Annotated in this window: 13 protein-coding genes and 1 pseudogene; 9 read left to right on the top strand and 5 right to left on the bottom strand. The window is 67.3% G+C overall.

Features of this window, described 5'->3' with window-relative positions; translation table 11 throughout:
- Positions 1-62 precede the first annotated feature (62 nt).
- Together K3U93_RS05280 and K3U93_RS05275 are read right to left on the bottom strand one after the other, a co-directional pair.
- Complete coding sequence (locus K3U93_RS05280) at positions 63-1,232, bottom strand: M20 family metallopeptidase (RefSeq protein ID WP_083011502.1); 1,170 nt, start codon at positions 1,230-1,232, stop codon at positions 63-65.
- Positions 1,229-2,410: a M20 family metallopeptidase gene (locus K3U93_RS05275; RefSeq protein ID WP_083011503.1), complete on the bottom strand. Its 1,182-nt coding sequence runs from the start codon at positions 2,408-2,410 to the stop codon at positions 1,229-1,231. The genes K3U93_RS05280 and K3U93_RS05275 overlap by 4 nt, the downstream gene beginning before the upstream one ends.
- A gap of 120 nt (positions 2,411-2,530) precedes the next feature.
- On the opposite strand from K3U93_RS05275, the gene K3U93_RS05270 reads away from it, so the two are divergent.
- From K3U93_RS05270 to K3U93_RS05250, 5 genes and pseudogenes are all read left to right on the top strand, one after another.
- Positions 2,531-3,325 (top strand): purine-nucleoside phosphorylase, encoded by a 795-nt coding sequence (locus K3U93_RS05270; RefSeq protein WP_139797109.1) that lies wholly within the window; start codon positions 2,531-2,533, stop codon positions 3,323-3,325.
- A 2-nt stretch (positions 3,326-3,327) separates the two neighbouring features.
- The gene (locus tag K3U93_RS05265; protein WP_083011505.1) at positions 3,328-4,911 is read left to right on the top strand and encodes a phospho-sugar mutase; all 1,584 of its coding nucleotides are present in this window, start codon (positions 3,328-3,330) and stop codon (positions 4,909-4,911) included.
- A gap of 1,989 nt (positions 4,912-6,900) precedes the next feature.
- Positions 6,901-7,278, top strand: a pseudogene (locus tag K3U93_RS25595) (hypothetical protein); the annotation flags it as partial.
- A gap of 427 nt (positions 7,279-7,705) precedes the next feature.
- Complete coding sequence (locus K3U93_RS05255; RefSeq protein WP_083011506.1) at positions 7,706-8,974, top strand: hypothetical protein; 1,269 nt, start codon at positions 7,706-7,708, stop codon at positions 8,972-8,974.
- A gap of 195 nt (positions 8,975-9,169) precedes the next feature.
- Positions 9,170-10,207 (top strand): AAA family ATPase, encoded by a 1,038-nt coding sequence (locus tag K3U93_RS05250; RefSeq protein WP_139797111.1) that lies wholly within the window; start codon positions 9,170-9,172, stop codon positions 10,205-10,207.
- An 88-nt stretch (positions 10,208-10,295) separates the two neighbouring features.
- Here K3U93_RS05250 and upp read toward each other — a convergent pair whose 3' ends face one another.
- The gene (gene upp / locus K3U93_RS05245) at positions 10,296-10,919 is read right to left on the bottom strand and encodes a uracil phosphoribosyltransferase (RefSeq protein WP_083011508.1); all 624 of its coding nucleotides are present in this window, start codon (positions 10,917-10,919) and stop codon (positions 10,296-10,298) included.
- A gap of 83 nt (positions 10,920-11,002) precedes the next feature.
- Between upp and K3U93_RS05240 the strand changes: the two genes are divergently transcribed.
- The 3 genes from K3U93_RS05240 (at position 11,003) to K3U93_RS05230 (ending at position 14,366) form a co-directional block, all read left to right on the top strand.
- Positions 11,003-11,917 (top strand): alkaline phosphatase family protein, encoded by a 915-nt coding sequence (locus K3U93_RS05240; RefSeq protein WP_083011509.1) that lies wholly within the window; start codon positions 11,003-11,005, stop codon positions 11,915-11,917.
- Between the two features lie 46 nt (positions 11,918-11,963).
- On the top strand, positions 11,964-13,280 hold the full coding sequence (gene satS, locus K3U93_RS05235) for a protein export chaperone SatS (RefSeq protein ID WP_083011510.1): 1,317 nt from the start codon (positions 11,964-11,966) through the stop codon (positions 13,278-13,280).
- A 102-nt stretch (positions 13,281-13,382) separates the two neighbouring features.
- The gene (locus K3U93_RS05230) at positions 13,383-14,366 is read left to right on the top strand and encodes a VWA domain-containing protein (RefSeq protein ID WP_083011511.1); all 984 of its coding nucleotides are present in this window, start codon (positions 13,383-13,385) and stop codon (positions 14,364-14,366) included.
- Between the two features lie 4 nt (positions 14,367-14,370).
- Here the strand turns inward: K3U93_RS05230 and K3U93_RS05225 are convergent, their stop codons facing one another.
- Together K3U93_RS05225 and K3U93_RS05220 are read right to left on the bottom strand one after the other, a co-directional pair.
- Positions 14,371-15,378 carry a VWA domain-containing protein gene (locus K3U93_RS05225; protein ID WP_083011529.1) on the bottom strand — a complete coding sequence of 336 codons (1,008 nt, stop codon included), beginning with the start codon at positions 15,376-15,378 and terminating at the stop codon, positions 14,371-14,373.
- Positions 15,379-15,429: 51 nt separating this feature from the next.
- Positions 15,430-16,464 (bottom strand): cupin, encoded by a 1,035-nt coding sequence (locus K3U93_RS05220; RefSeq protein ID WP_071513295.1) that lies wholly within the window; start codon positions 16,462-16,464, stop codon positions 15,430-15,432.
- 155 nt (positions 16,465-16,619) lie between these two features.
- Between K3U93_RS05220 and K3U93_RS05215 the strand changes: the two genes are divergently transcribed.
- Positions 16,620-17,300: a GntR family transcriptional regulator gene (locus K3U93_RS05215; protein ID WP_083011512.1), complete on the top strand. Its 681-nt coding sequence runs from the start codon at positions 16,620-16,622 to the stop codon at positions 17,298-17,300.
- The last annotated feature ends 74 nt before the right edge of the window (positions 17,301-17,374 follow it).

The following is a 17,374-nucleotide window of genomic DNA, read 5'->3' as shown; positions in this document are numbered from 1 at the left end:
CGCAGAATGCCAGCAGCGCGCGGCGTGTCGTGTGCAAACACGCACGCTCGCGGTCGAAGAGGTTACAAAAGACCAGCCTGCTCGACGATGTTGACCAGCACGCGCAGCCCGATCGCCAGGGCCCGCTCGTCGAGGTCGAACGTCGGCTGGTGCAGGTCCAACTGCGGTCCCTCGCCCGACCAGACGCCCAAGCGTGCCATCGCGCCGGGGATCTCCTCCAAGTACCAGGAGAAATCCTCACCGCCGCCGGACTGCCGGGTGTCGGCCAGGGCGTCGGGGCCGATGGCCTCGATCGCGTGGGTGATGATGCGCGTCGAGACCTCCTCGTTGACCACCGGCGGCACGCCGCGCCGGTATTGCAGCGTGTGCTCGATGGCCAGCGGCGACAGCAGCGCCGACACCGTTTGACGGATGAGGTCCTCCAGCTCCAGCCAGGTGAACCTGCTCGCCGTGCGAACGGTGCCGGCCAGCACGCCGGTCTGCGGAATGGCGTTGGCGGCCACCCCGGCGTTGACCGCACCCCACACCAGGACGGTGCCGTTGCGCGGGTCGATGCGGCGCGACAGCACCCCGGGCAGCCCGGTGATCAGCGTGCCGAGCCCGTAGACCAGGTCGGCGGTCAGGTGCGGCCGCGACGTGTGGCCGCCCGGCGAGTACAGCGTGATCTCGATCGAGTCGGCGGCCGAGGTGATGGGGCCCTGCCTGACCGCGACCTTGCCGACCTCGAGCCGCGGGTCGCAGTGCAGGGCGAAGATCCGCGACACCCCGGTGATCGCCCCGGCCGCGATGGCGTCGATCGCCCCGCCGGGCATCAGCTCCTCGGCGGCCTGGAAGATCAGCCGCACCCCGACCGGCAGCTCCGGAACGGACGCCAACGCCAGCGCGGTGCCCAGCAGGATCGCGGTGTGCGCGTCGTGCCCGCAGGCATGCGCGACGTTGGGCATCGTCGAGGCGTAGGGGGCGCCGGTGCGCTCGGCCATGGGCAGCGCGTCCATGTCGGCCCGCAGCGCGATCCGCGGTTCGTGCTCGGGACCCAGGTCGCAGACCAGGCCCGTCCCGCCGGGCAGCACCTTCGGGTTGAGCCCCGCGTCGGCCAACCGCTCGGCGACGAACTGGGTGGTGGCGTACTCCTGCCGGCCCAACTCCGGGTAGCGGTGGATGTGCCGGCGCCACTCGACCAGGTCGTCGTGGTGCGCGGCCAACCAGGATTCGGCGGTGTCAACCAGGCTCATGTGGCGGCCCGGCGTTCCACCGCGGCCACCACCCGGCCGCGTTCTTCGGGGTTCTCGGCCAGCCGAACGACCGTGCGCGCCAACATGATCGCGCCGTCGACGACCGCGCGGTCGGCGCTGGGACCGGCGGCGGCCGCGGCGAAGGCGCGCTGGTGCACGGTGGCGCCGCCGGCGTCGACGCCGATCACCGGATGGATCCCCGGCAGCACCTGCGTCACGTTGCCCATGTCGGTGCTGCCCATCGGAAGCCGTGCCTCGATCTCCGGGGCGACCGGCTCGCGCCCGAGCCGGCGCATCTCGTCGCGGCAGACGTCGGCCAGCCACGGGTCGGGCTTGAGCTCGGCGTAGGGCGGTGCCGGGTTGGCTATTTCGTATTCGCAGCCGGCGGCCAGCGCGCCCGCGGCGAAGCACGCGAACATCCTGCCCTCCAGCTGCCGCAGCGAATCCGAGTCGACCGCCCGCATCGCGTACCGCAACGCCGCGCGCCCCGGGATGACGTTGACGGCCTGCCCGCCGTCGGTGACGATCCCGTGCACCAGCTGCCCCGGCGCCAGTTGTTGGCGCAGCACCCCGATAGCCACCTGCGCGACGGTCACGGCGTCGGCGGCGTTGATCCCCAGATACGGCGCCACGGCGGCATGCGATTCCTTGCCGCGGTAGTCCACGATCACTTCGGACAGCGCCAGCGAGCGGGCCCCGGCGATGTCGGCCGGCCCGGGATGCACCATCACCGCCACCGCGACGTCGTCGAACGTCCCGGCCTGCAGCAGCAGCGCCTTACCGCCGCCGGCCTCCTCGGCGGGGGTCCCCACCAGCGCCACCGTCAGGCCCAGGTCGTCGGCCACTTCGGCCAGCGCCAACGCGGTGCCCACTGCCGACGCGGCGATGATGTTGTGGCCGCAGGCATGCCCGATCTCCGGCAGGGCGTCGTACTCGGCGCATACCCCGACGACCAGCGGTCCGCCGCCGAAGTCGGCGCGAAAGGCGGTGTCCAAACCCCCGGCGGGCGCGGTGATCTCGAAGCCGCGCTCGGCGACCAGCGCCTGCGCCTTGGCGCAGCTGCGATGCTCGGCGAACGCCAGCTCGGGCTCGGCGTGGATGGCGTGGGACAGCTCGACGAGGTCGGCACCACGCCGCCGCACAACGTCCTCGACGCTGTCTAACGGGGCGGTGGGCATTCTCGCAGTATCCCACCGCCCGGGACCCCCCATCCGCGAGCAGTCGCGGAATCGCATGGCGAGGTCGCCTCGCGTGCGATTCTGCGACTGCTCGCCATCGCCGGGCTAGGCTCCCGCAGTGTGAACGACCCCAGCGAGCTCGCGCACCGGGCAGCGCAGGCCATCGCCGAGCGCACCGGTACCGCTGAGCACGACGTCGCCGTCGTTCTCGGGTCGGGCTGGCGACCGGCGGTGGCGGCCCTGGGCGACCCGACCGCCGTGTTGCCGCAGGCCGAACTGCCCGGGTTTGCCCCGCCGACCGCCGTCGGGCACACCGGCGAGCTGCTGTCGACGCGCATTGGCCAGCACCGGGTGCTGGTGCTGGTGGGTCGCGTGCACGCCTACGAGGGGCACGACCTGTGCCACGTGGTGCACCCGGTGCGGGCGGCGTGCGCGGCCGGGGCGCGCATCGTCGTGCTCACCAATGCGGCCGGCGGCCTGCGCCCGGACATGGTGATCGGCCAGCCGGTGCTGATCGGCGACCACCTGAACCTGACGGCGCGGTCACCGCTGGTCGGGCCGCAGTTCGTGGACCTGACCGACGCGTACGCACCGCGGCTGCGCGAGCTCGCGCGACGGGCCGACCCGGAGCTGACGGAAGGCGTCTACGCCGGCCTGCCCGGGCCGCACTACGAGACGCCCGCCGAGATCCGGGCGCTGCGGGCGCTGGGCGCCGACCTGGTGGGCATGTCGACGGTGCACGAGACCATTGCGGCCCGGGCCGCCGGCGCCGAGGTGCTCGGCGTGTCGCTGGTGACCAACCTGGCCGCCGGGCTCAGCGGCGAGCCGCTGAGCCACGCCGAGGTGCTGGCCGCCGGGGCCGCGTCGGCAGGCCGGATGGGCGCGCTGCTGGCCGCCGTGATAGCCCGGCTCTGACGATGACGCCGGAAGAGTGGATCGCCCACGATCCCGACCCGAAGACCGCCGCCGAGCTCGCCGCGTGCGGTCCCGACGAGCTCGCCGCGCGGTTCGCCCGCCCACTCACGTTCGGCACGGCGGGGTTGCGCGGTCCGGTGCGCGGCGGCCCGGACGCGATGAACGTCGCGGTGGTGACGCGCGCGACCTGGGCGGTGGCACAGGTGCTCAAAGACCATGGCGCGGAGGGTTCGTCGGTGATCGTCGGGCGCGACGCGCGGCACGGCTCTGCGGTCTTCGCGACCGTGACCGCTGAAGTGCTTGCGGCCGAAGGATTTTCGGTGCTGTCGCTGCCCGGCGCGGTGCCCACACCGGTGGTCGCGTTCGCCGTTCGGCGCACCGGCGCCGCCGCCGGGATACAGATCACGGCGTCACACAACCCGGCGACCGACAACGGCTACAAGGTGTACTTCGACGGCGGCATCCAGATCGTCTCCCCCGCCGACCGCGAGATCGAAACCGCCATGGCCACCGCCCCTTTCGCTGACCAGATCGCCAGGAGACCCGTCGAGCCCGCCGACTCCGGCCTGGTCGAGCGCTACGTCGAGCGTGCGGCCGGGGTGCGCCGCTCCGCCGGTTCGGTGCGGGTGGCCCTGACGCCGCTGCACGGGGTGGGGGGCGCGGTGGCCGTCGAAACGTTGCGGCGTGCCGGATTTCACGAGGTCCACGCCGTCGGGGCCCAGTTCGCACCCGACCCCGACTTCCCCACCGTCGCGTTCCCAAACCCCGAGGAGCCCGGCGCCACCGACGCGCTGCTGGCCCTGGCCGCCGACATGAACGCCGACGTCGCCATCGCACTGGACCCCGACGCCGACCGGTGCGCGGTCGGCATACCCACCACTGCGGGATGGCGAATGCTGTCCGGCGACGAAACCGGTTGGTTGCTTGGCGATTACATTTTGTCCCAACAACGGGTCATCGCGACGACCGTGGTGGCGAGCAGCCTGGTTTCGTCGCGGATGCTGGCGGCGATCGCCCGGCATTACGGCGCAACCCACGTCGAAACGCTCACCGGATTCAAATGGCTGGCGCGCGCGGATTCGACGGTGCCCGGTGGCACCCTGGTCTACGCCTACGAGGAGGCGATCGGGCACTGCGTCGACCCGGCCGCGGTGCGCGACAAGGACGGCATCAGCGCCGCGGTCTTGGTGTGCGATCTGGTGGCCGCACTCAAGGAACGGGGTCGTTCGGTGCCCGACGTGCTCGACGACCTCGCCCGACGTTACGGCGTGCACGACGTCGCGGCGGTGTCGCGCCGGGTCGCCGACCCCGAGGAAGCCGCTGAATCGATGCGCCGACTGCGGTCAAACCCGCCGGGCCGGCTGGCCGGATTCGCCGCTACCACCGCCGAATTCGGTGACGCGCTGATCTTCACCGGCGGTGATGATCAAACGTCAGTGCGAGTAGTGGTGCGACCGTCGGGAACGGAACCAAAGTTGAAGTGCTACTTGGAGGTTCGCTGTTTGGTGGCCCGCAACCTGTCGTCTGCCCGGGCGCGCGCCGCAGCGCTGCGCGACAAGCTGGTCGCCTCGGTGCGGAGCTGGTGAGCCGCGGACGGTCTGGGGTAGTCGCCAAGAGAACCCGCCAGATCCAAAAAGACTGTCGGGCAACCACTTCAGGGTATGCGACGACGGAGCGATTCGCGATCATCCACGTTGACCGATGACAGGTGGTCCGTGTTCGTATATGCGGTGCTGCTGAACGATCCTGCGCGACCGTGGGCGCGATACAAGCGGTCTGGTTTGGAGCCTGCCGCGTCGTTCGACATTGAAAGGGGGCCGAGCTGGGTGTTTGATGGTGCAGGCCGGTCCTTACGGGCCGACGAACTGGACATACCTAAGAAGAACCTGAGCCGCAGGATTTTCGGCGGGTAGTGGGTGATCGCTTCGGCGGATACATAGCCTAGCAACCTTCGCCAAGTCAAAAAATCGCTGGCAGCGATGTTGTATTTGCGCGTGATAGCAACATTGCTCAGGTGCCCTGATAGGTCAGTTTGAAAGTACCTACCGGTAGCACGCGGGACCGCGCTCGCTCACCACTCAAGATAGCTGTACCCATTGCTGTAGGGCCGTTTGACAACGGCATATCGCGAATTTCTGATTTTGCTATGGCCCCACTTCGTAAGTGCGTATCCGGCGGGTCACGGTGGCCATGCGAGACAAGGCGGAATTGGCCCGACACCTCGAGCGGCACCGGCTGGTCATGCTTGACGGACTGCGGTTTCGGCGACCACAGGTGGGTCCCGCTTGACAGCAGCGTGACCCAACGCGGGGATCGCACGATCTTCTACCACAGTCGTCCCCGAACTGGTCTTCCTCGTGGGCACTTAGGCCACATCTAGGCCCACCTAGGCCACCACCACGCCCTACAAGCCGACCCTCGTGCCCACTATTTCGGGACGCTCCCCAGGAAGACCCGCAGGTCAAACCTGGTTTTCTGTGGCCGCGCCTTACAGGTCACCGAGTGTTAAGCGTCGGGTTTCGGTGGTGGCGGAATCCGGTAGGTGGGTGGTCGCGCGGTGCGGGACGGGATGTGGTGCAGGGGTGTTCGTTGGGTTCGGTGACCCACCGGAGGAGAAGGAGCGGGCGACCCCGCAAGCAGGAGTCGATGGTGCGGTCGGCGTGCGTGGCGAGTTGCCCACTGCGAGCAATGCGGCCGGGTCGCGGGGTGCGGTAACAGCGGTAAGCATTTCTAGAACGCCGATAATTTTTTTGGGTCTTTTTGGGTGAGCTTTTTGCTGCAGAATTCCTCATATCACGGCTAATTGCCCATGGTATTACGCGATTTTCTCAACGTAATTCTTAGGTATATTCACCCTGTTGCTAGCCAAAAACACGCGGTGAACCAGACCAAAAATCGCCAATACCTAGGTCTTTCCTAAGTACGACTCGGACACATCGCTCTATCGGTCATGACAGAAAGGCGCTCAGATGAAGCGTAAACAACACAGTATGCGGCGGAATCGCCGCAACGCGAAGGCGAGCCGGCGCGGCCGCGTGATCGGCCTGGGCACCGCTGCCGGCGCGTTTTTAACTGCGGCGATGGCCCCGATGGTCGCTGCACCTCCGGCCCACGCCGGCGTGCTCGACACGATTATCGACCCCATCATCCAACCCCTCATCGGGGCCGCCAGCACAGCTGCCCTGGAAGGCATTAACGCGGGCACCGTAGCCCTGGAAGGCATCAATGCGGGCACCGCCGCCTTCGAAGGCATCCACACAGCCGCCCTCGAAGGCATCACCAACAGCCTCAACGTGAGCGCCGCCGCCGTCAATGCCGGCGGGCTGAATGCCGCCTTCGAGAGCATGCATGCGAGCGCCGCAGCTGTCCTCGGCGCCGGTGGTTTAAGTGCGGCTACTGTCAGCGGGGACCCTGCTGCTCAGTTGAATCTGCTTATTTACCAAGCTATTTATGACCCGTTCAACATTTTTTATAACGCGCTTCACGCGGCCGGTGAGTCGTGGATTGCCAGCCCAACCGGTCAGAACGTGGATGGGGTTGTCAATGCGCCGTTCGTCAACTTGTTCGGACGCGATCTCATTGGCAATGGCGTCAACAATTTCACCGGAACCAACACCTCGCTCTTCGGCAGTACGGGGCAGTTCGGCAACCTCAGCGATGGCGGCTTCCTATTCGGCGACGGCGGAGCCGGTGTGGCCGGCACCGCAACGCACCCGGCGGGTTTCGCAGGCGGTGCCGCTGGCCTGATCGGCAACGGTGGTACGGGAGGTGCTGGCTTCGGCGGCAGCGGCGGTCCCTTTGCAATCCAGGGCGGGGCCGGTGGCGCCGGCGGAGTCCTGATGGGTAACGGCGGCGCTGGTGGTGTCGGCGGTGCCGCCGTAACCGGCTACGGCGGTATAGGGGGGGTCGGCGGTAACGGTGGCTTTTTGTTCGGCAACGGCGGCCCCGGTGGTAACGCCGGTGCCAGCGCTGCTGCCAGTGGCGGTTCCACCGGTGGCGCCGGCGGTAATGGTGGCTTCCTGATCGGTAATGGGGGTGTTGGTGGTAAGGGGGCTCCGGCCGGAGCGTCCAGCAACGGTTACGGCGGTTACGGCGGTGGCGGCGGTTTAGGCGGCGTGCTGGCCGGTAGTGGCGGCAACGGTGGTGCCGCCGGCACCAGCAGCGTCGCTGGCTATGGTTACGGCGGCGCCGGTGGCCTAGCTGGATTCTTCGGCCAAATCGGGAGTGCCGGCGCCAACGGTTTTTAACAGCCTAGCGAACGTAAGAACTTTCTACTCGCTATAGGCATACGGCCATCACAAAAACTTATGACGCGTAATAACGACGCGACACACCCGTCTACGAACACCAAAGATCTCAGACAGCAAAGGAACAAAGCGCATGCAACAGCTCGCAGCCTTTCGGCCCCTTATCACCGCGGGCGCCGCGGCAGTAGGCGCCAGCCTGATCGCCCTGACACCGGCAGTCTTAAACGATGTCGCATCCGACCTTCAGCGGAGCGCTGTCACCATCGAGCACCACGCCGTGCAGCTGCTGAGCAGCGACCCCGGGGTGGTGAACCCGATCCAGACCTGGACCGACGCGTTGCAATTGGCGGGTACTAACCTGCAGTCACTTTACGAACAGTGGAGCCAGATCCCATTCCTGGTACCGCAGCAGGTCGCCGCGAACGGGGTCCAATATGCAAGCGACTACGTCGGGGCATACCAGACGGCGGCCACGGGGTTGGTCAACACCTTCGGCCCCGGCGGGACCGCTTGGCCGCTGGTGCAATCAGGGCTCGACAATATCTTCGCAGGTAACATTACGGCCGGTATGCAGGACATTTTCGGCATTCTTTCTGATCAAATAGTTTTCGGTATCCTTGAGCCATTAGAAGGAATTTTGAACATCCCGCGTTACGGGTTGGACAACCTGACAACTGCTTACAGCTACCTGTTGATACCGCCAAGCCTTCTTGACCCCAGTGTTCTCATATACCTTGGCGACGATTTAACAGAGAAACTGCCTGACGCCATTGTGTACGGTACGGGTACCGGACTTCAGGACGCGCTCGAAGCCGCGAGGGCCGGGGACCTAGCCGGTGCCGTGACGAACTTGCTCAACATCCCCGGCCTGCAATTTAATACGCTATTCAATGGCTATACGCAAAGTCGGTTTCAACCTATCGACTCCGGGATCTTAACAACCCCCCAGCTAGCTGGATGGATTCAACAGTTCCTGGGTGTCTGGAGAACGCCCTTCGCGAAAGCGCTCGTCGCTCCCGGCTCGCAAAACATCGCGGCAGGCGGCAGCCTTGCCACCGCAGTCAGTGACTTCATAAACCAACTGTTCACCCAGTGGCCCGTGGTGGGTGCCTTCTTCCAGCCCTTCTTCAACGGATCCGACGCCGCTGGCGCGGCCGCCTTCAGCGGCGGCAGCGCCATGGCCAGCCTGCCGACCGAGCTGCCCGGCTTGTCGGCCGATGTGCTCAAGGCATTCGACCCCGCGGCGGTGACCAATATCGCGGCGTCGTTGGGCCCGTCGTTGGCCGCGGACGTCGCGGGATCGCTCGGCTCGTCGCTGGGGTCGAACATCGCGGGCTCACTGGCGACAACATTGTCCGTCGAGCTCCCGACGCTGGCGCTGCACATCCTGTCGGCGCTGTAAGCCCCGCAACGCCTGTATTGCTGTGGCGTGTGCCGGCGACCCGATTGGTGTCGCCGGCATACGGCCGGGTGTGGGAGGTACTCACATGACCTGGATTTGGCGGGTGGCGCCCAGGTGGCGTTGTGGCGTTAATTCCTTACTGCCGGCGGGTATTACCGCGCGCGGTGTGGCCTGAAATTTGGGGTGGGGTCACTGATGTCTGTTCGCTGGCGAGAATGGGATGAGGAAGACGACGCAGCATGCGGCGGTGCCAGTGTGAACGGCCAGTTAGTCCTGCAGGCACACCCGGCTGTCGAGGAGCCGGGCTGTCGGATCATCACTACCGACGCCGGAGCCGTCCTGGCCGCCGAGCGTCAGGAGGTGCTTGATTGGGCGCAGGCACGTATCGATGAACTGACCGGTTTAGCCGAAGCCAAAGAACGCTTCGCGATCTGGCGCACCGCACTGGAGAGCGACGGCGGCGCAGTGACACCCTGCACGGAAAACCACATGGTGTTCCTGGGTGCGCCGGGCACAGCGAAAAAAACATTCGCCCGAGTAACCAGCGAAGTGCTATTCGGATTGGGCACCCTCACCCGTCCGGACGTCACCGAGGTCGCCGCCCACGACATCATCGTCGGGGGTGATCTCTTGCGCAGCGCGGCCAGGATGAAGGACGTGTGCGACGACGCACGCGGCGGGGTGCTGTTCATCGACGACGCCCACCGGCTGGTCCCCGACACCGACGACCACTTTTTGGGCGTGGACGCGATCACCACCCTGCAAGCGTGCATGGCGGCCTACCACGACGAACTCGTGGTCATCCTCGCCGGTCACGCCACCCCCATGCAGAACTTCCTCACCGCCCACGCCGGGCTGGCCAACCAATTTCCCACCACGATCACCTTCACCAGCTACACCCCCGACCAAATCATCACCATTAGCCGCCGCTTAGCCGGCAAGGAGAACCTCCTCATCGAGGACACGGCATGGGAGCTGCTGCGCGCCGAAGCCGCCCGGCTGCGGTCAATCCCGTACGGCCCCGGCACGCTACTCGACGCCGCCGGCAACGCCCACTACGCACACGACGTGATCCGCACCTGCCAGCGTGCACGACTCCGCCGACTGCACCGACTCGCACCCAATCGCCGCGACCTCGAACAACTCGTGCGCGCCGACCCCTGCGTCCTCCACGTCAGCGCCACGGACATGAAACGCGCAATCACCGCATCACACCCAGCCGTAACAACCTAAATCAGCGAACCGACGCCCACCCCAGAACACCGAAACCCATTAAACACCAACACCTTCGGCAACCGCCCGCCGGCATCATTATGGACCATCACCGAGGCCCGAACTGGCGGTCGCCGGCGTCGCCAAGGCCGGGCACGATGTAGGCGGCCTCGTTGAGCCCCTCGTCGACGGCGACGGTGAACAGTCGCGCGTATGGCGCGGATTTCTCAAGGGCCGCAATGCCTTCCGGCGCCGCGACAACGCAGAGCACGGCGATTTCGGTGGCACCGCCGCGGCGCAGCAGGCCGACGGTGTGCGTCATCGACCCGCCGGTGGCCAGCATGGGATCGAGGACCAGCACCGGCAGCTCGGCCAGGTCGTCGGGCAGCGACTCGAGATACCCGGCCGCCCGGTGGGTTTCCTCGTCGCGGGCCACGCCGACGAATCCCACGCGGGCCTCGGGCAACAGCGCAAGCGCCTGGTCGACCATGCCCAGTCCGGCGCGCAGCACCGGCACCAGCAGGGGCGGATTGGCCAGTCGCACCCCGAGCGTCTCGGCCAGCGGCGTGCGGATCGGAAACGTCTCGCGGGCCGCGTCCCGGGTGGCCTCGTAGACCAGCATCGCGGTCAGGTCGCGCAACGCGGCCCGGAAGGCGGCGTTGCCGGTGCGTTCGTCGCGCAACGTGGTCAGCCGTACCGCCGCCAGCGGGTGATCAACGACGCGCACCTCCACGGGGTTTGACCCTATATAACGATCGGGCCTCGTTTGCCTAATGCTCCGCTGACACGCTCGCGTCGCCGCCGCCGGCGCGCCAAATGCGCCCATATACTCCGCGGGTGCTGAGCCGAATTAAAGGTCCACAAAGGTTGATAGGCAGGACATATCGAGCGCTGCGGCTGGTCGGCGCAGTCGCGTTGACGGGGCTGGCGGCGGTCCCGTTGGCCCCACGTGTGGGCCTCGCCGCGGCCGCGCTGCCGCGACCCGCGCACGTGGTAATCGTGGTGGAAGAGAACCGCCCAGAGGGCAAGATCATCGGCAGCAAGTCGACGCCGTTCATCAACGCGCTGGCCGCCAACGGCGCAAACATGGCCCAGTCATTCGCCGAAACCCATCCCAGTGAGCCCAACTACCTGGCACTGTTTGCCGGCAGCACGCTGGGGGTGACCAAGGACGTGTGCCCGGTCAATGCTGGCAACACCCCCAACCTAGCTTCCGAATTGCTGGCCGCCGGTTACACATTCGTCGGCTATTCCGAAGGCCTGCCCGCGGTCGGCTCACCGGTGTGCAGCGCGGGCAAGTACGCGCGCAAGCACGTGCCCTGGGCCAACTTCAGCAACGTGCCGCCGGCGAACTCGGTGCCGTTCTCCGCGTTCCCGATGGGAAACTACGCCAGCCTGCCGACCGTCTCGTTCGTCATCCCCAACAACGACGACAACATGCACGACGGCTCGATCGCCGCGGCCGACACCTGGCTGAACCGCCAGCTGTCCGGCTATGCGAATTGGGCGATCGCCAACAACAGCCTGCTCATCGTGACCTGGGACGAGGACGACAACTCCAGCCGCAACCAGATCCCGACGGTGATCTACGGCGCGCACGTGGTACCCGGGACCTACAACGAGCAGATCAGCCACTACAACGTGCTTTCCACCCTGGAGCAGATGTACGGGCTGCCCAAGACGGGCAACGCGGCCAACGCCCCGGCGATCTCCACCATTTGGGGGGCATAGACGGCCGGGCTCTTCGCTCGCGCCGCCCGTCGCTATTCTGTGCCGCATGGCTGCTGACCTCGTGCCCATCCGCCTGAGCCTGTCCATCGGTGACCGCTACACCGTGTGGGCACCCCGCTGGCGCGACGGCGGCGACGAGTGGGAGGCGTTCCTGGGCAAGGATGAGGACCTGTACGCCTTCGACACCGTCGCCGACCTAGTCGCGTTCGTGCGGTCCGGCGCCGACAACGATCTGGTCGACCATCCGGCGTGGCAGCGCCTGACCGCGGCGCACGCGCACAAACTCCAACCCGCCGCGGACAAGCAGTTCGATCTAGTCGCGGTCGAGGAGCTGGTCTCGGAAAAGCCGACCGAGAAGTCGGTGACCTCGCTGGCGGCCGTCCTGGGAATCGTGTCGTCCATCGGATCGGTGTGCGAGCTGGCGGCGGTGTTGAAGTTCTTCAACGGCAACCCCAGCCTGGGCACGGTCCCCGGCGGGATCGAGCAGTTCACCGGTAAAGCCGGCCAGAAACGCTGGAACTCGATCTCCGAGATCATCGGACGCAGCTGGGACGACGCGCTCAGCGCCGTCGAAGAGATCATCAGCACTCCCGAGGTCGATGCCGCGCTGTCCGCCAAGGCCGCCGACGAACTGGCCGAAGAGCCCGAAGAGGAGCCGGAAGACCAGGAGGCGACGGACTCCGAGGACGCCACGGAAACCGCCGCATCCGAGGAAACCGCCGCATCCGACGAGGCCTCGGAAACCCCCGCGGGGGCCGAAGCATCCGGCGAAAAGGAGGCCCGCGCGGCGCGCGACACCCTCGTGCTCGGCGGCGACAAGGACTTCTGGCTTCAGGTGGGCATCGACCCGATTCGCATCATGACGAGTTCCGGCACGCTATACACGCTTCGCTGCTACCTGGACGATCGCCCGATCTTCCTGGGCCGCAATGGACGGATCAGCGTGTTCAGCTCCGAGCGGGCGCTGGCCCGCTACCTCGCCGACGAGCACGACCACGACCTGGCGAATCTGAGCACCTACGACGACATCCGTACCGCCGCCACCGACGGCTCACTGGCGGTCGAGGTCACCGACGACAACATCTACGTGCTCAGCGGGCTGGCCGACGACATCGCCGACGGGCCGGACGCCGTGGATCGCGACCAACTCGACCTGGCCGTCGAGCTGCTCCGCGACATCGGCGACTACTCCGAGGAGAGCACGGTCGACAAGGCGCTCGACACGAGCCGGCCGCTGGGCAAGCTGGTGGCCTACGTGCTGGAGCCCGGCTCGGTCGGCGAGCCAGAACCCCCATACGCCGCGGCGGTGCAGGAGTGGGAGAAGCTGGAGCAATTCGTCGACGGACGGCTCCGGCGCGAATAGCGCCGCGAGTTTGACGGGCCATTAAGACTCCTCTTTACTGGCGGCAGCATCCGCCGTCGGTCAAGGGGCGGCCAGACGGGCTGAACGGGAGGGTGAGGTTAAGTGTCACTCCCCGGCATCGGCCCACTGCCTCTGTACGGGTTTCAACGCCCGGGCATGTTGCTGTTCGGCTTGGTCCCGCTGGTTCTGCTCGCCGTCTACCTCGTCGTCCAGGGCCGGCGCCGGCGCCGCCTGCGCCGGTTCACCGAGGCGCAGGTGCCGCAGTCGTGGTGGCGGCACCTTCCGGTCGCGGTCTCACTGCTGTGCCTGGTCCTGTTGACGATTGCGCTGGCCACCCCCACCCACGACATGCGCATCCCGCGCAACCGCGCCGTCGTCATGCTGGTCATCGACATGTCGCAGTCCATGCGGGCAACCGACGTCGAGCCCAACCGGCTGAAGGCGGCCGAGCAGGCGGCCAGCCAGTTCGCCGGCCAGCTGACACCGGGCATCAATCTCGGGCTGGTCGGGTTCGCGGGAACGCCCTACCTGCTGGTGCCCCCCACCCCGCAGCACCAGGCGACCATCGACGCGCTACAGAAGCTGGAGTTTGCCGACGGGACGGCGACCGGCGAGGCCATCTTCACCGCCCTGCACGCGATCGGAGCCGCGGCCGTCGCCGGTGGCGACGCCCCGCCGCCGGCGCGCATCGTGCTTCTTTCCGACGGCGGTGAGAACAAGCCGTCGGATCCCAGCGATCCGCACGACGGCGCCTACACGGCCGCGCGGCTGGCCAAGGATCAGGGCGTGCCCATCTCGACGATCTCGTTCGGCACCAAGACCGGCGACATCGAGCTGGACGGACAGCGGATCGCGGTCCCCGTGTCGACGGACCAGATGAGAACGATCGCCCGGCTCTCCGGCGGGCAGTCCTACACCGCCACCAACGTCGACGAACTCAACAAGAGCTATCGCTCCATCGAGAACGACATCGGGTATCGCACCGTGCCCGGTCCCGGCGGTGCCGGGTGGCTGCGCCTCGGCGTGATCACCGCCCTGATCGCCACCGCGCTGGCGCTGCTGATCAACCGCCGGCTCCCGACCTGACCGCTCAGGAAGGCAGCCTGCTGTTCAGGACCAGACCCGCCAATATCGCGCCGGCCATGACGACGGCACCGAGCAGCAGCCAGGCGAGGCTGGCGTCGCCCTTCACGGTTTCGTAGCCGATCTGGCGCTGCAGGGTCGAGTAGACCTGCTCGAGCGATTCCAGGCTGTCGGCGTGAAACGCCTGTCCGTCGGTGATCTTGCAGATTTCTTGCAGCGTTTGGTCGTCGACCGGAACCGGGATGGTGGCGCCGTCGTACTCGACGGTGCCGTAGGGCGTGCCGAAGGAGATCGTCGAGATCTGCACCTCCTCGGCCTTGGCGGCCCGCGCCGCCGTGAACGCCCCCTGCGGGGCGTTGGGGTCCAGCGGCACGTTTTCGGCGCCGTCGGACTCCAACACGATCCGGGCGGGCGGCGGACCATCGCCGCCGCCCATCACCGAGCCGACCGTGGCGATCGCCTGCAGCGCGGTGAAAATGCCTTCCCCCGTCGCGGTTTTCGGCGCCGGCTTCAGGGCGTCGATCGCGGTTTTGACGGCCTCACGGTTCGTCGTCGGGGCGACCAACAGCGAGGCGTTGGCCGCGAATTCCACCAGGCCCAGGTTGATGGCCGGGGTCAGCTCGTCGGCGAATTTCTTGCCGGCCTCCTGCGCCGCGGCCAGCCGGCTCGGGGGGACGTCGTTGGAGGCCATGGACTCCGAGACGTCGATGACCAGCATGACCACCGCACGGTTGAGCGGAATCCGGACATCGGACGTCGGCCCGGCCATCGCGGTGGTCAACAACACCAGCGACGCGGCAAGCAGGATCGTCGGCACGTGCCGCCACCGGCTGGGCCGGGCCGGCGCGACGCGCTCGAGCACCTCCATGTTGGCGAACCGCAGCACCCGCCGACGACGGGCGAACTGCTGGGCGACATAGATTCCGATCACCAGCAGCACGATCAACAGGACCAAGAAGAACCAGGCGTTCTGGAAGCCCGTGAGCGACACGGGACCCAGCAGCGGCAACTTCATGTCCAGCCACACTATTCGTCCGACGTCGACGATGCATGGCCCGCCCGCCGGTCAGCCGGCGACCAGATCGCGGCGCTGGGTGAATTTGATGTCGAGGCTGCGTAGGTGCGTCTGCAGCCCGGCGTCCTGGACGGGGATCAGGTGGGCGGGCTGGCCGGTCTCGTTGTAGTGGGCGTGCCACATGCCCGGCGGTGTGGTGAAGGCGCCGCCGGCCTGCCAGTCCACCCGGATCGGGTCGACGATCTCGCCGCGCTCGTCGAGGCGGGTGCCCAGCAGGGTGTAGCAGCCGGCGGGTGGGGCGTCGAGGATCAGGTCCAGCGCCACCGACTGGTGCCGGTGCGGGCGCTGCTCCTGGTTGGGCGGCAGGACGCCGAACATGGCCCACAGCACGTGCGTGATGGTCAGCGTCTGCTCTTGGTTGGCGTTGGCCAGTAGCACGCTGACCCGGCTCTTCTCGTTGGCGCCCGGGCGGGAGGCGATCTCCTCCAGCTTGGCCACCGCGTCCGAACGACGGAACTTGGTGGCGCGGAACCGCGGCTGGGTCGCCTCGGCGCCCAGGTAGCGCAGCAGCGGCTCGTCGTGCACCCAGTACATGGCGGTCTCGGCGTCGGCGTAGAACACCGAATGCGTACCGGCGGGCAGGGTCAAAAAGTCGCCTTTCTCCCACTTGACGAGCCGACCGTTGACGGCCGCGAAGCCCCGCCCGTAGAGCACGTAGAACAGCTGCGAGGTGGCGTTCGGGCTGGTGTCGACCTGCTCCCCGGCGCGGATGCGCACGAAGTTGGCCAGGAGCGCGGGGCTGGTCGCCGCACCCGTCTTGATGCCCAGCGCCTCGGACAGATCCAGCGGAACCACGCCGGTCGGCGCGTCGGAGTAGATCTCGGGACCGAACCGCTTGATCGGAACCTGCGGCGCGTACCCCGAACCGATCGGATTGGCGGCCTTGGAGTACTCGAAGTAGCGCGCGTCGTCGGCCCAGTCTTCGAACCGGCCCTCGAACCCGTATTCGGCCACGTTGGTCATCGGCGCCGGGACCGTCGGGTCCAGGTTCACGGCCACTGACTGGGCTGTATGGGCAGCGGACATTTCGCTTCCTCTCCTCTGCTTAGGCGCATCTTGTGTTTGAATCGTATATAACTTGTATCTTAGTGTCAATCGGTGCCGAATCCCGGCGCCGTCCGCCTATCGATGTACCGTCATGGACACAGTTGAGATACGACTTGGCTACAAGAAGGGACGCTGTGGCAGCGAAGGCCCCCCGGCCGGGCACGGCCAAGGAACGTGCACTGGACTACGTCAAGGCGCAGGTGCTCACCGGCGCGTTCCCCGGCGGCGAGCTGATCAGCGAGGGCGACGTCGCCACCGCGCTGGGGATGTCGCGGACCCCGGTGCGCGAGGCGTTCCTGCGGATGGAGGCCGAAGGGCTGCTGCGCCTGTATCCGCAGCGCGGCGCGCTGGTGGTTCCGGTTTCGCCCGACGAGGTGCGCGCGGTCGTCGAGGCCCGGCTGGTGTTGGAGCAGTTCGCGGCCGGCAAAGTGATCGCACGCGGCCCAGCCGCCTGCGCCGCGGTGTTCGAGCGGCTATCCGGCGAGCTGCAACGGCAGCGCGACGCCGCGGCAGCGGCCGACTGGCGGGAATTCCTGGACTCGGACCGCGCCTTCCACGCCATCACCCTGGAAGAGTCGGGCAATGTCATCTTGTCCGGTTTCTACTCCTCGCTGCGCGACCGGCAGATGCGGATGATCGGCGAATCGGCGCTGCGCGATCCCAACAGGGTGACGACGATCATGGACGAACATCGCGGTATCGCCGAAGCACTGCGCGACGGGGATCTCCCCCGGGCGTTGCAGGCGGTGCGGACCCATTTGGCCAGCACCGTGCGTGCCATCGGCCTGGCCGTCGAGCCGCTGATCGTGTCGTAAGCCCGATTTGTGGCCGTTCAGGTCGGCGCGTGGCAATGGGGCACAGCAACGTTCTTTGACTCCGCCGCGTATCC

The organism is Mycobacterium malmoense, from assembly GCF_019645855.1.
GTDB lineage: Bacteria > Actinomycetota > Actinomycetes > Mycobacteriales > Mycobacteriaceae > Mycobacterium > Mycobacterium malmoense.
The sequence above is the reverse complement of the archived record's forward strand: the minus strand, read 5'-3'. Positions and strand labels throughout refer to the sequence as shown.